The following is a 13,951-nucleotide window of genomic DNA, read 5'->3' as shown; positions in this document are numbered from 1 at the left end:
CGCCTCAAGGGGGAGACCATGACAAAAATAGGTAAACAATGGTAAGAAGTAATAACGCGAAATCTCCCAGTAAGACAGTACAGAATTCTAGTGGAAACTCCAACACGCAAAAGAACAAGAGTGCTGATTATTACGAGATAGATCCGGAGCTATTCAACAGTGAATACAACCAAACTCGCAAGCCCTCTTTGCCCTATGGAATCGTGATTAACGATAACCCAGCAGGTATTTTGCTCCCGAACGACCAGCTTGTCAAAGCGGAATGGCACGTAATGCCTAATGTTGAGGAATTGACAACGGTCGAACTAAGCGAAGAAGTGACAGGCTTGCTGCTCCCAAAAGCGAGAATGTTGGTATTAGCTTTTGTGCCTGAGTACATCCGCTACAAAGATATTGAAGAAAATGGAGAATTAGCAGGTAGTTTTATTGGGCTTTACGACGAATATCGCGATTCCCTCGATAAAAAGACGCAGGAAGTGTGTTCCGAACACGCTCTCATCTTTCTAAATCCCAAAAACCAACCCCTGCATCAGGTACCGATTGTCGTCCGCTTCAAGAATGTAGCCCTCTGGAGCTTTAAGAGCGCTAGAGAAGAATTTTACCGCAATTTGGAACGGGCATTTGCTGATTGCTTTGGGAGAGATTACAGCGGTAAAAATGACAAGTGGCGCTCTTTGGGAGTGTTGAATGTCGAGTTTAGAGCTCTCAAAGAAGGGGAAGGCAAAAATAAATCGTTTTGCTGCAAAACTCACAGCATTACTCAGCCAACTGATGCTAATTTTCATAAGCTATTTCTAGGTCAAAAACAACAAAAGAAATTGATTTGGGGACTGCACAATAACATTGCTGGTTTCATTGAGGCTAGCGATGCCGGGTTGCCAGCTATAGCTGCTGGTGCCGAACCTGAAGTCCAGGCGTTGCCAGAAAGCCTAACTAACCGCAAAGGTCGAGGTAAATTGTCGCCCCCTCGCAAAATTGCACAAGTTGAAGGAGGAACAGACTCAGAATTAGAGGAGTTAGATGAATTGTCGGAAGCTGCTGAGGTTGAGGTTGAAGTTGAGGTTGATTCAGAAGAAGATTTTGACTTCGATGAACCCGCCGACTACTAAACACTAACCATCTTTGAAAAGCTGGCTGTCAGCAAGTTGATAGGTAAGGCCGTCGTAGCAAAATTGAAGCTGGCGGCGGCCTTCTTTGGAAAGCTGATTCACTCCTAGACAAGGCAAACCCTCGTGTGAGGAACTGTCAGCCTTAAACAAAGGAGTTTTCTGCGGTTTATGGGGGTCGAGATAAGCTGCAAATACTTCTGTTGGCATTTGACTTGAATCATTAGGAATTAAGTAGCCAACATAAAGGCAGCCTTTTGTGCCGCACAGAGTGGAATTATTGAAATCATAAAGGTTCAGCCGTCCTACCGAGCCATTAACTTGCCACACTCGCATTCTCTTAATTGCTTCCGCCGCTGCACTTTGCCCAGCCGCTACTTTGAGTTCTGGAAGGCTGCTGTGTTCCTGTACAATTCGGGTTAAAGTTTCTTTTGGGGTGACTCGCAAAGCTTGTTGCCAAGACGCCGGTACGGTTGTTGCTGAACTAGAAGAACTGCAAGCAACTGTCCCTAATAATAACGACAGGGCAGTAAAAACTGTCAAACCAATGCGAAACCAGTAACCAACTTGATTTAACCAAACCGGGGGTTTTACAATCTTTTGGCTGCCTGCTGTTTTTTGCTTAACTCGATTTTGTTCAACCATTTGTTACTCCAATTATACAAAATAACAGAAAAAAAGGACAATAAAGCGGAAAAAAAAGACACGAAAAGAGAGATTTTTTTGCTTAAGTAAGCTGTTGTATGTCTAAAATTTACAGTCAATTTTAATGACTTCCTTATCGGAATATAAAACGACTATGCAATTTAGAGCGAGAACAACGTAGGAACAAGTCATATCAAATCCGTTGATATCGGAATTATTAATCTCTCTCTTTTCTTTCTCTGCGTCCTCTGCGTCCTCTGTGGTTTAATCATTCCGATGCCACCGGAATAGATGTCAGAACAGAAATGCAATAAAATTCATGTTTCGGAATAGATATCAGAACAAAAACGTAAGAAATTCATGTTTTCAGCACTTAAAAACGTCCTGTTAGCGAAAAAGTTGTTAGAATCCACTACGCTTGGGTTAGCCCTTTCAGACGAATTCCATTTCACGAATTTTTAGGATATACAGACTTGTGAAAGGAAGTTAGAGTGTTCTTACTTGAACCGTATTGTGTTAGAGTTCACGAGTGAACGCAGAGACACTATTTGTAAGGTGTTTGTAGGTGCTTTTCGGTGCAGTTAGCCACAAATACTGTAAAATTTGCTGTCTTGCGTAAGTCCTATAGTTGTTAATACCTTGCATTTCCACTTCCCCTTTCCCTTTGTTCAATGGGAGAGTGCAGCGGTGCCAAGAGTAACTGCTATCCCCAAACCGATTAATATCAGAAAATTTTGCTGCTTTCGCTTGTGAAAAAGTCGAATTAAAAACCACATTCCCACCAAAAAAGAGCTAATGAACAGCGCAACCTTAATACTCCAACTAGCATTTAAAGTAATGCCCGAGCCGACCGAGTTGCTGATGCCACTGCTGTCACCAGAATTAGCTTGGCAATTGTCGCTGGTATTGTGGTTATAAAGCTCTCGAACTTTTTCCCCGTACTGTTTGAGAGAGTAGCCGCCTAAAATGTTGGAATAGCTGGCATCAATTTTACTGCCAGAACCCCCAAAGTGTTTCTGTGCTACTCGCTCAATTAAGCGATCGCCCTTGAACACCTGCCCAGTTTTAGGGTCAATTTCCTGTTGGCTGCGGACTAAGTTCTCAGCTAGAGAATTTTGCAAGACTTTATCCTGAACAGCAGGAGGAAAATATTGGAAGAGTTCCTCTCTTGTAGGTTTTTGGCCTTTGTTGACGTTCAGGATAAAGTTAGCCGCCCCTGGAATTGAGCTGACAGCACGCTGCACGTCTTCCCGGTAACTCATCAACTGATAGCGACCGATCGCCCGCCCGCAGTTGCGAGATCCTTCGGTACAAACCATCTCGCCAATAGCTTCGTAATCGCCACTGGCTGCATTTTCCAAATTGGCGATTCCTTCGGAAAGCTTTGCTAACGCCTCCCCTAATGAAGCTACATCCACACCGTTAACGTAAGTTGCGGGGCGCGCGCACTCTCGCTTTGATTCAGGTACCGGCTGAGCTGGTAAAGCGTTTTTTTTAGCTTGATTTGAACTTAGCGGCTTTGAAGGTTTTGTTTCAGATGCGACGCCTTTTGAACGCGAAATACTGTTAGAAGAACCACCCTCCAATCGACCGACAAACATAGGCGAATTAACGCTGTAACTGAGAAACGGAACCGGACCAATAATGTAAGGTGATTTGCCGCAGGGCAAACTTAACCTGAAGTACAGGGCCGTGTCAACAGTATCGCTGGTTTCTGACGGTTCCATTACCACTACTTTAAACACTTCCCCAAAAGGATGCCGGCCCGTCGGTTCCCAACCAGTCAAACAGCCAGAACCACCTCGCACTTCCTGATATTTGCCGCTAATCCACTGCTTGCCTTCTAGTGATCCTGTGGCGCGGCGACCGGCGTTTTCCATGTCGTCGAGTTCGATATAAGCGCAATCTTTCTCGCACGCTACCGCAAATCCTTCTACATCTGAACCGGAGATTGTATTAGAGCGTTTGCTTTCGTACCGGCTGTAGATCGTGTCAATTCGCATGACTGTGCTGCCAATGGACGCAATAGGAACAGGAAAATTAGAAAGCGGGACTTGACTGAGTAGCGGAATATTGCTGATGAGTTCCTCTGACCACCCAGAGAACTGTTCTAAATTTACGCTATTAAGATTGGGAATTTGGGCGATCGCAAATTCAGATAGGTCAATTTGGTTGAGTTTTGCCTGCGCTAGTTGCGGTACTTGTTTTACAGCTTGACCAATTGGCAATTGGCTGATGTTAGGGTTCACTCCGGCTATTTGAGAAGATAAAGAAGCAATTGGAGGAACATCGCTCAATTGAAATTGGCTGAGATTCGGAACAATTTCAGCTAAGTGACCGACAGTTTGCTTACCAGCTAAGGGAAATGCTGACAAGCTGATATTCTCTAAATTGATATCCCCTAGTGCCAATTGTTCAATTGCTTGCAAAGACAGAATTTCAGGTTTTACATCGTTAATGTCCCCCAGCTTCAAGATGTTGTCAACAGAAGTGCCGGCTTGCCAGCTTCGGCCGCCAGAACTTCCCGAACTAGCAACGGCGGGCAGGGAACTAAAGGTAATCTGGTTCCAATCTGGCAGCAAAACTCTAGATTGCTCTTTTTCCCAAATTTTAGTAGGTAAGGAACTGGCGCTAGCAATTGATGGAAAGCTTAAGAAAGTAATGCAGATGAAAGCAAAAATTAGGCAGAGTGTACTGTCAGCAATTAAAGCATATCCTACCTGGCTTAATTTTTTTAACTGCTTTGGAATGTTCATTGGAATTCTATTTTTGTTAACTACAATCCGGTAGAAAAAGCTGCTATACTTCGGATTTGAAAAACATTTGTACTGTCTTTAAAACATTACCAAAAATAGAGCATCATTGCAGAAATAACCTATCAGCTAAACCTCCCTATCCCTCTCTCCCTATCCCTCTCTCCCCTCTCCATTTTAGGACTTACCCAAAAACCCGGTTTTTGAGGGTAAGTTCGTCATTTTAGGTTGATAATGAGAACAACAAACCGGGTTTTTTAGGTTGATGCGTCCAGGACTACATTTCTTTAATCAAGCTCCAGCTCCAACTGTGGATTCGGGCGGACTGCTGAATCTGTCCAAGGAGTATCTGCTAAGTTTGACAAGTCATAGACATTTTCTTGGTAAGCGTCGTCAAAATTACCTTGACGAACTTCTGTGGATGATGAGTAACCAACTGTCAAATCAGGTTCGGACTCGTAACCCGATTTGCTATAGCCAGAATTAGGTTCAGTCCATGAATTGTGCATGGTTTTTGTTATTTTATGTGGTAAACAATTCCAATTTAAATCGCATCTAGTTCCTGCACCTTCATTCCTGTGAGCGATTTTGTTCCGTAAAAATTACCCCCTCCACATGGAGGGGTCAGCTCTATGAAAGTTACCTAACGGCTCTCAGCACTGGGCAATTCTACGAAGTTGGTAAAAATGTCTTTTAAGAAAAACGATCGTTGCCATTACTGAGGTTTCCTCTGTCGGCGCTGCCGCGATGCGGCCTTGATTGCTGACATATCCAGCGGAGTTGCTTCACCACTGTCTAGCCCAACCTGGATTTCCTGCCGCAATTCCTGCAAGCGAGTTTGCTGGAATTCTTCCCGTTCTTTCAGCAGGCGCAACCCTTCACGGATCACCTTGCTAGCAGAATAATACAGTCCGCTTGAGACTTTCTCCTGGACATACTGCTCTAACTCCGGTGTCAAAGACACGTTCATGCCTGAGTCCTCCTGTAATTTGGGCTATTCCATTTGCGCTTTAATAACAGGGAATAGCAATTGTTGTTATTATTGCACTAAAAAACTCGCTCTTGTGTACAAGCGAGTTGAGCAATTGCTAAAGTAAATCTCGCGATCGATCGAAATGAACCAATCATGCCCCAAGTGGATTTCCAACTAAGCCGATAAAAATCAAAACAGTCAATTACAAGCCTGTAAAAATGTCTTTTAAGAGGGAGTAGGAACTAAAAGCTAAAGAATCCCCATGCTTAAGAAAGGGGATATGACGCAGGTTGGGATGCGTTCAAAGCTACCAAATTCGTTCCGCATTTTTTATTAATTGTTTATTAAGTCCAAGCAAATCACTTGGTTTGGTGCAAGAACACCTCCAACTTTTATTACTTGCAGCTCTCCGGTTTCGTCGGGATATTGTGCTTTAACTTGGGCAAGTGCTGCATCTAAACTAGATGCCTGAGCAATATACACCTTCTCAAGAACACTTAGTACCCAAATAGGTTTGGGCCACTTATGTCGAGGTTGAAGAATTGAATAGTGAATCACTTGACCAGTATACTGAACAATTTGCTCGATCGCAGTTTCCGAACAAAACTCCCCCAATTCTGACTCAATACATTGTTTGAGTTCTTTCGCAGGAATTTGCTCAAAAACTGATTCTAAGAGCATTAATGCCGGTCTTGTCTGCTCTAATTGAGTGTGTTCCTGCACGACTAATGACTCTACGAAACGACTCACCTGGTTGATGATTGAGTCAAAATCTAGCTCCATCAATAAATGACCTAAATACTCCCTTAACAAATTTCTTAGCTTTTCATCAGAGATATTGATACCGCAGGTTTTCAGATAAACTGAAGGTTTATTACCCAAATTCCGACCGCAGCCAACTTCTCCATTAGCTGCATCTTCTGCTTCTATCAGTTCCATCAAGCGCGGATAACTGGTTGTATCATCTATTGTGGATTGCGGCTGGGAGGGAATTGAGTTACTCATTTATCTTTCCTTAATGTTTCAAAGTAATTAAGATTGTCTGGTTCTTCAGGATCTGGACCGCAGTCTAGCAGCCCCACTTTCAACTTTCTATAAAATACTAGCGCACCAGGCAGTGCGTGGAAGCCTATCCTTCCTTGGTATCCTAGTTCCTCACTACGAGCGATCGCAAAATCTATCAGAGTTCCACCTACTCCTTTATAAGTGGGAGGATTGTTAATAGCTGGTCGATTCCAGGGAGCCGTTGCTAGGGCTCTGACGTAGACCAATCTTCGTCTCAATTGAGACTCAATATAGCAGCGTTTTTTTAAAATATCGATAGTCATTAAACCCTGAGTTATGCCATCACACTCAATGGCATATAGTTCATCTCCCGGTAAAAATTGAGTTCGATAGCTTTTGCTAACCCAATTCCAGTATTCATCTTCTTCTCCACTCCCTCGAAGGGTTGGTTCCCAGAGGGTTGTGGCATCTTCTAAATGCTTCTCAGTAAGGGATGTCAGGATAGCATTAACTACCTGTCTATCTCGAACTCGAAGAAGCTGGATAGGGCGATTCAATTGCCAAACCTAATTATTGTGACAACTACATTATATGTCATAATCTTTAAATTTAAATTCAAGCAATATTTTCCCACCCACCTCCTTCTAAAAATCTTTTTCAAAATCTAATCGTACAGACGCTAACGCAGCCGTTTGTAAAAAGATTACATATAGCAAACCAGGCAGCGACTTTTTAGGCGGCACTTGGGATAGCCAAAACAACTGTTGCCGACTCTAAAATTGGCAACTATTTTAAATCAAAACCAGGCACCAACTGGTTTTTTTTAGACCAACCGCCATCCTTTATGTCTCTTACCTTATTCCTAAAGTTCAGGACTTAAATTGATTTACAAAAAACAGACTTATAACTCGTATACTTCCCAAATAAAACCCACCATCCTCAAGCTACCTAATGTCGAAAACTCCTTAAAAATAGTTAAATTTTGTGCATTATTGACACGACGATATTCTTTCACTTTTTTATAAACGAAACTAATCATGAAACCTAATCCGCTAAACAAGCATAAAATATCAACCGCTATCCCAACTTTTTTGGCCTCCGATAAGCTTAAAATAGCTCAGTTGAATGTTACACTTAAAACTCCTTACCAACTGATTGATACTGCTTTCAATCTTGAAACAGCCCTTCAACCATTCCAACAAGCAAAAATCATCGGTATAGACTGCGAAACGACAGGGCTAGACCCCTACAAAGCCAAAATTAGATTGTTACAACTTGCCATTCCTGACCATCCAGTAATCATTGTAGATTTATGGGCCATTGAACCGAGTTCCCTCGAACCGTTACGCTTGCTTCTAGCCAGTCCTGCACTCAAGGTAGGTCACAACCTCAAATTTGAATGGCAAATGCTCACTTTTGCCGGACTGGAACCATCCAAACCCTTTTTCGATACCTATTTGGCTTACCGAGTGCTGACGGCTGGACTAAAACGCCATTTGTCTCTAGAGGCTGTCACTGAGAATTTGTTGAAAGTAAAGCTAGACAAAACGCAGCAAGTTAGCGATTGGTCGGGAAATTTAACACTCGTTCAACTGCAATATGCTGCTGCCGATGCTGCAATCTTACTCCCGCTGGCTGCTGCTCTCGAACAAAAATTGAAAGCTTCTAAGCTTTGGAAAACTGCTTTACTAGAGTTTTCCTGTCTGCCTGCGGTGGCTTCTATGCAACTCAACGGAATGCTTTTAGATAGAGAACAGTGGAGAGTTTTGGGAGTGAAGCTCTGTCATCAACGCGACTCTCTTTTAAAACAACTTAATTCACAACTCCATCGACCTAACCCTAATCAACAAATCTCTCTGCTGCCAGAATTTACGGATACAATTAATCCTCGCTCTCCCAAACAAGTCTTAGCGGCTTTGCAAGAAAAAGGTATTCCTGTTACTTCCACTAGCTCTCAACATTTAATTCCTTTGCAAGGCGAGTATCCCGTTATTCAAGCACTGTTAGAATACCGCAGTTTATCGGCTCGTATCGATACTTTTACTCTGGGTTTACCTGAACGCATTCACCCGATTACAGGGCGCATTCATCCCAATTGGTTTCAGATTGGTGCTAGATCAGGACGGTTTAGTTGTCGAGAGCCAAATTTAACGAATATCCCCAGAGATAAGGAAACCCGACAGTGTTTTAAAGCTGTACCCGGTTACGTCCTGCTCAAAGCCGATTACAGCCAGATTGAACTGCGGATCATGGCGAAGGTTTCCGGCGATCGCACGATGGTGAAAGCTTACTCCAAAGGGGAAGATTTGCACTCTCTGACCGCTTCTTTGGTGCTAGCAAAACCTTTATCTAAAATTACTGTCGAAGACAGACAGCTCGGTAAAATTATTAACTTCGGTTTAATTTATGGCATGGGAACACAGAAATTTAAGAATATGGCTCAAGCAGAGCATGGAGTCACTTTAACGCTGCAACAAGCTTCACACTTTCGTAAGAAGTTCTTTGAATCCTATACAGGTATCAAACAATTTCACGGCAAAGTTCGGAGCGCCTGGAGCCGAGGTATTCGAGAGAGTCGGACTGTCTTAGGCAGAAGGAGATTATGGTCAAAAGATACTAAACCGTTGCTTAATGAGATGCTAAATAACCCAATTCAAGGAATGAGCGCTGACATTACTAAACTCGCTCTTGCTCTACTTTTTATGCCTCTGAGCCACACTGGTGCTAAACTGATTTGTGTGGTTCACGATGAAATTTTAATAGAGTGTCCTCTTGAACAAGTGACGGCAGTTAAAGCCTTGCTTAAAAAATGTATGGTGAGAGCCGGGAATAAATTTCTCTCTCCGATTCCTTGCGAGGTAGAAATTAAGGTGATGGAAAGTTGGGGAGGGTAAGAGATTAACGGGGAAAGATTGGGAGTGGGGAGGGGAGAAACCGCACCGCAGGCATTGCTGTGAAAATTCCACTTCCTGACCACTCCCCATTCCCCTAACAGTCACCGCATAATTCCGCGCCCAACCTCCCACCCCTAAACAACGATTGTTGAGGTGCAAGTGAACAGTTGATTTCAAAACATAATGAATGTAATTCTCACTGTTAGTAACCAAGCCGCAAATATCGTTGGTAAGTTATCAAAATGCGCTATTGCCATGCTGCACCAAGCTGAATATAGCGTTATCAGGCAGGAGGGAGAGCGCGGCTACACAGGTAGAGTCGATAGGGGCATTTCTACCCCTACCTCTCTTTCAGAACCGGACATGAAACTGGCGGGTAAGAGAGCCTACGTCGCCGTATCTCCCTCCCCTAAGAACCGGACTTGACACTTGTCGCATCATCCGGCTCAAGCCTTTGCCTTCACAGTACGTTTACCACTGTGTACAACTTTATGACAGATTTTGTGTAGGTGCTGGAGATTGTCGATGTCATCCGAGCCTCCTTTTGTCATTGGTACTATGTGATGTGTTTCGATAGCTTCACCATTGCTAAGATATTCGCCACAGATAGGGCATTTCCCTCCTTGATTTTGGGCAATTTGGTAATACTTCGACCCTTTTTCCCAGATGGTTTTCCCAGATTTTGCGGCTCTTTTAGCCCAGTATTTTGTTAGGTTGGGGTCGTCTGGGGATGCTGTTCCTTTTACCTTTATGTGGCGTTCGATGGGTATTTTAGCTATGTTAAATAGGCTAATTTCCTTGTTGTTACCTTTTCTGTCCTTGACATTGCAGGTAAACTCCCACCCTTTGCCTCTAATTTTAAAGTATCGGTTGGCAATCCACCGTTTGCTCTTGTTTGGGTGTCGCCGTTTTGCCCATCGCCAAAGTGCTATCCATACCTCAGAACTGATGTAGCTAAACACTTCTTTGCTGACGGCGTGGCGATAGTAGTTTCCAAAGCCTCGAAGTTTGGGGTTTAATTGTTCAATGACAATTTTCTGTTCTACCGTTTTATTTCTTTTGAGCCATTCCCTGATTTCCTTAAGGAATTTTAGGACTTTCTCTTTTTGCGGTTTGATCAGTAGTTTGCCCTTGTATTGTCTGAGATTGAACCCCAGAAAATTAAATCCTTCGCTGATGTGCACGATTCGGGTTTTCTCCCTATTTAGTTGTAACCCTTTGTTGGATAGCCATTGTTCGATTTCAGGTCGGATTTTCTCTATGTCTTCTTGACAGGTAGCGGTGACGATGAAGTCGTCTGCGTATCGGACGAAACCATATTTATCGGATTTGTATGAGCCTTTGACCTTCTTGAATTGGCTCAAGAAGTTTTCCAGACCGTGTAAGCCGATATTTGCCAGTAGGGGGCTGATAATGCCTCCTTGTGGCGTTTCGCTTTGTGTTTCATGAAGTTTTCCCTTGTCTATGTATCCTGCTTTTAACCATTGTTTGATTAGGCTGCGGGCGGGGAAATTCCCTATGGAATGTAGGATGGTTTCATGAGTGATATTGTCGAAGAATCCTGATAGGTCGGCATCCAGAACCCATGTGTCTCTATTACCTTGTAGGCGTAGAAAACACTGCTCAATGGCATCGTGGCAACTTCTTCCGACTCTGAATCCATAACTGTTTGCCTCGAAAAGAGCTTCCCAGATTGGTTCTAGAGCGTTCTTAACTATGGCTTGTGCTACTCTATCCTTGATGGTGGGGATGCCTAATGGTCTTTGCTTCCCATTGGCTTTTGGTATATATACTCTTTTGGTGGGTTTAACCTTCCATAGTGTGTGCTGCCCCATTTCTCGGATGAGTTTTACCCGTTGTTCAGGTGTTAATGCTACCTCCTTGTCCACACCTGCTGTTCGTTTTCCTTGATTCAGTTGGGTAACTTTACGCACTGACAAAATTAGATTGTCGAAGCTTCTTAACATCAGTTTTGTAAGGCTTCTGACCTGATTCCACTGACCGTTCTGTGTGGCACGATAAATCCGTTTCCTCAGATGCTTAACATTCTTGACGACTGATTTCCAGTCAATCTGTGACCAGTCGTTAAGTTGTCCAGAGTCTCCGATAACCATAGTGGTTTCCATCTTTCAATCTCCGTTTAGTTTCTTTGAATTCTGTTTATCGTTTAAGACCTGTCAGAAGTGGGCTACCATTTTCAGGTGGTGTGATGTTGGGATATTCCTCAACCCTTATCCTCTGCATTACACAGGGCGTTCGCTTTCTCTGACTTCCTTTACCCCCTAGACAATTCGGCTGTGATTACTCTTGGCTTACTCCCTTGTTTCGACTTTAAGAGAGAGTCTATTGGGCTTACCGTGTTTCGCTTTTGATGACCTGCGAAAAAGGTTAGGGTTCGACTCATACTCCGATAGCTTTTTGAACTTCTTTATTAGACAGCGAAACTTCTAATAATCAGCTATTTACCTTTTGGTTAAGGTGTTCCAGCCTGATTTCACCTTTTCGGATATCACGGAGCTAGATTAGTCGTTTACTTATCGTTAACCCTTCCTTTTCTTCCTCTTGCATACACTACCGATTTAGGCTATCAGCTTAGATGCTTTTGTGGTCTGCACTCCAACGATTTTATTACTTACTTTCGTTGTGACCGGACTCGGATTGAGTCTTTTACACGAGGACTGAGGAGAAGTACCTCAGAGAGAGACGGCTCTCTACTCATCAAATGCGACTTTGCACGTCGCGCTTCGCTTCATCCGGCTCCTTGATATCTTCACCCTTTTTATGGGTACAATTCAAAACGGCTTATCATCATAGCTCTTTTGGAAGGAGCAATCATTTTTAGTTTTTGTGCCGTGACAGTGTTTGTGTAGAAGTTGGAGGTTTATATATTCATCCTTACCACTTAAGGAGCGGGGTTGGATATGATCAACTTCTACAGTGTCTGTAGGTGTAAAGTACAGACCGCAGTGGGTACATTTACCTTTTTGTTTTTTAAGAAGTGTTGCCACTCTTGTTGGTGTTTCAGGGTATTCTCCACGTCTAGAGCTCCAATAAATCCAGTCACCGTTGTAGGGTGTTGAATTGCCCTTGACCTTTACGTGCCTTATAATAGGCGTTGCTGAGTGTTGGGCTAACTTTATACCTTCTTCTGTGCTGAAACACCAATTTCTGTCGCCTACTGTACGCCAGTATTTGTCTTTGTTGATGTTACCTTTTCCCCGTCGTTTTGCCCATGCTCTTAATTTGTCGTAAATAAGGCTATCTACTTTTAAAAACCTTTCCTTACTTACTACTGTAGAGTAATAGTTTGACCAGCCTCTAATTATGGGATTTAGCCGTCTAATTAAAGCAGCTTGTGGGGCGGTATTATGAGTGTCTATTACTTCAGCTATTCTGGAGAGGTGAGCTTTTATTTTTGCATTTGAAGGGGTGATTAACGTCTTAAACCCTAGTGGTATTCCATGTGTACTTCTGGCACTTCGGTAGTTGCCTACCTTATGTTGTTGTATGTGGAACCCTAAAAACTCAAACCCAACATTTCCATTGTATTCATTGAGGGTGTGGGTTAATTTTGTTTTGCTTGGCTTTAATTCTAAGCCAATGTCACCTAACCATTCCGCAATTATCTGATGACAGGTTGTTACTACTTCAATGTCTTTGTGCATAATCACAAAGTCATCGGCGTATCGGATTAAGCTTAGTGATGCTCGTTTATCTTTTTTATTGATCCCCAAGTATCCTTTTTTTAGCGTTTCCGCATATTGTTTAACCCGTTCTTCCATTCCGTGAAGGGCTATGTTAGCCAATAGCGGGGAAATAACCCCTCCTTGTGGCGTACCTTCCGTGGTCGGAAAAATTTCACCTTGGTCTAATACCCCGCTTTTAAGCCACGACTTAATTTGTTTTCTCAGTCGCGGATAGGTATTGATTTTGTCAAGTAATGCTTTGTGATTAATGCGGTCAAAGCATTTGGCAATATCAGCGTCCAGCACGTATTTAGCTTTATATCTGATACTGTCAAAGATAGCTCCTATTGCATCGTGACACGACCTACCGGGTCTAAAACCAAATGAGTTAGGCTCGAATTTAGCTTCCCATTCTGGCTCAAGCGCTGCTTTTACAACTGCTTGTAAGGCGCGGTCGTACATAGTAGGTATGCCTAATGGTCTTGACTCATTAGTTCCTGGTTTTGGAATCATTACTCGACGTGTCGGTTGTGATTTGCCAGTTGGTTTGAGCTGACTTACTAGCTTAATTCGTTGCTTCGGGGTTAGTAATTTAATACCATCCACTCCTGCTGTACGTTTGCCAGTATTATCTTGTGTTACCCGTCGTACTGCTAAAACCTTATTAGACCAAGAATTAATCAAGGTCTTCTGAAGCTTACGAACTGCTTTGACATCGCCACGCTCACTTGCTCGATAGATACGTTTTTGCAACTTGAACGTCAATCTTTCGACTTTTCGCCAATTGATTTGGTTCCATTCCACCGTCGGGTTGTCCCGCGTTTTAGACTTATTCATTGCTACTCAAATTCCTATCTTTGAAGTTATCATGCGTCTGTCTGCATATCTC

Annotated in this window: 11 protein-coding genes; 3 read left to right on the top strand and 8 right to left on the bottom strand. The window is 43.0% G+C overall.

Features of this window, described 5'->3' with window-relative positions:
* The first annotated feature begins 38 nt into the window (after positions 1–38).
* Positions 39–1,109, top strand: coding sequence for a DUF5895 domain-containing protein (locus QUB25_RS23905; RefSeq protein WP_333186842.1), 1,071 nt, complete (start codon positions 39–41; stop codon positions 1,107–1,109).
* Positions 1,110–1,112: 3 nt separating this feature from the next.
* Here the strand turns inward: QUB25_RS23905 and QUB25_RS23900 are convergent, their stop codons facing one another.
* The 6 genes from QUB25_RS23900 to QUB25_RS23875 all read right to left on the bottom strand — a co-directional run bounded on the left by QUB25_RS23900 (position 1,113) and on the right by QUB25_RS23875 (position 7,039).
* Entirely contained in the window at positions 1,113–1,751 is a 639-nt protein-coding gene (locus tag QUB25_RS23900) for a hypothetical protein (protein ID WP_333186839.1), read from the bottom strand.
* Positions 1,752–2,419: 668 nt separating this feature from the next.
* A complete protein-coding gene (locus tag QUB25_RS23895) occupies positions 2,420–4,507 on the bottom strand; it encodes a hypothetical protein (RefSeq protein ID WP_333186838.1) in 2,088 nt (695 codons plus the stop codon).
* Between the two features lie 284 nt (positions 4,508–4,791).
* Complete coding sequence (locus QUB25_RS23890) at positions 4,792–5,013, bottom strand: hypothetical protein (RefSeq protein WP_333186834.1); 222 nt, start codon at positions 5,011–5,013, stop codon at positions 4,792–4,794.
* 206 nt (positions 5,014–5,219) lie between these two features.
* Complete coding sequence (locus QUB25_RS23885; protein WP_333186831.1) at positions 5,220–5,474, bottom strand: type II toxin-antitoxin system ParD family antitoxin; 255 nt, start codon at positions 5,472–5,474, stop codon at positions 5,220–5,222.
* 336 nt (positions 5,475–5,810) lie between these two features.
* Positions 5,811–6,482, bottom strand: a complete 672-nt coding sequence (locus tag QUB25_RS23880) for a hypothetical protein (protein ID WP_333186828.1) — start codon at positions 6,480–6,482, stop codon at positions 5,811–5,813.
* Positions 6,479–7,039: a hypothetical protein gene (locus tag QUB25_RS23875; protein ID WP_333186825.1), complete on the bottom strand. Its 561-nt coding sequence runs from the start codon at positions 7,037–7,039 to the stop codon at positions 6,479–6,481. The genes QUB25_RS23880 and QUB25_RS23875 overlap by 4 nt, the downstream gene beginning before the upstream one ends.
* 480 nt (positions 7,040–7,519) lie before the next feature.
* Here QUB25_RS23875 and QUB25_RS23870 point away from each other — a divergent pair, with 480 nt between their 5' ends.
* On the top strand, positions 7,520–9,376 hold the full coding sequence (locus tag QUB25_RS23870) for a bifunctional 3'-5' exonuclease/DNA polymerase (RefSeq protein ID WP_333186823.1): 1,857 nt from the start codon (positions 7,520–7,522) through the stop codon (positions 9,374–9,376).
* A gap of 183 nt (positions 9,377–9,559) precedes the next feature.
* Entirely contained in the window at positions 9,560–9,802 is a 243-nt protein-coding gene (locus tag QUB25_RS23865) for a hypothetical protein (protein ID WP_333186820.1), read from the top strand.
* A 20-nt stretch (positions 9,803–9,822) separates the two neighbouring features.
* Here QUB25_RS23865 and ltrA (QUB25_RS23860) read toward each other — a convergent pair whose 3' ends face one another.
* Both ltrA (QUB25_RS23860) and ltrA (QUB25_RS23855) read right to left on the bottom strand, forming a co-directional pair.
* Positions 9,823–11,502 carry a group II intron reverse transcriptase/maturase gene (gene ltrA / locus QUB25_RS23860; protein ID WP_333186817.1) on the bottom strand — a complete coding sequence of 560 codons (1,680 nt, stop codon included), beginning with the start codon at positions 11,500–11,502 and terminating at the stop codon, positions 9,823–9,825.
* Between the two features lie 666 nt (positions 11,503–12,168).
* Positions 12,169–13,899, bottom strand: a complete 1,731-nt coding sequence (gene ltrA, locus QUB25_RS23855; protein WP_333186815.1) for a group II intron reverse transcriptase/maturase — start codon at positions 13,897–13,899, stop codon at positions 12,169–12,171.
* Positions 13,900–13,951: the final 52 nt, after the last annotated feature.

It is taken from the genome of Microcoleus sp. B3-D7, from assembly GCF_036705305.1.
GTDB lineage: Bacteria > Cyanobacteriota > Cyanobacteriia > Cyanobacteriales > Microcoleaceae > Microcoleus.
The sequence above is the reverse complement of the archived record's forward strand: the minus strand, read 5'-3'. Positions and strand labels throughout refer to the sequence as shown.

Coding starts and splice junctions, on each gene's coding strand:
- QUB25_RS23895 (WP_333186838.1), bottom strand. CDS start 4,507: ATGAACATTCCAAAGCAGTTAAAAAAATTAAGCCAGGTAGGATATGCT.
- QUB25_RS23880 (WP_333186828.1), bottom strand. CDS start 6,482: ATGAGTAACTCAATTCCCTCCCAGCCGCAATCCACAATAGATGATACA.
- QUB25_RS23885 (WP_333186831.1), bottom strand. CDS start 5,474: ATGAACGTGTCTTTGACACCGGAGTTAGAGCAGTATGTCCAGGAGAAA.
- QUB25_RS23865 (WP_333186820.1), top strand. CDS start 9,560: ATGAATGTAATTCTCACTGTTAGTAACCAAGCCGCAAATATCGTTGGT.
- QUB25_RS23900 (WP_333186839.1), bottom strand. CDS start 1,751: ATGGTTGAACAAAATCGAGTTAAGCAAAAAACAGCAGGCAGCCAAAAG.
- QUB25_RS23890 (WP_333186834.1), bottom strand. CDS start 5,013: ATGCACAATTCATGGACTGAACCTAATTCTGGCTATAGCAAATCGGGT.
- QUB25_RS23870 (WP_333186823.1), top strand. CDS start 7,520: ATGAAACCTAATCCGCTAAACAAGCATAAAATATCAACCGCTATCCCA.
- QUB25_RS23905 (WP_333186842.1), top strand. CDS start 39: ATGGTAAGAAGTAATAACGCGAAATCTCCCAGTAAGACAGTACAGAAT.
- ltrA (WP_333186815.1), bottom strand. CDS start 13,899: ATGAATAAGTCTAAAACGCGGGACAACCCGACGGTGGAATGGAACCAA.
- ltrA (WP_333186817.1), bottom strand. CDS start 11,502: ATGGAAACCACTATGGTTATCGGAGACTCTGGACAACTTAACGACTGG.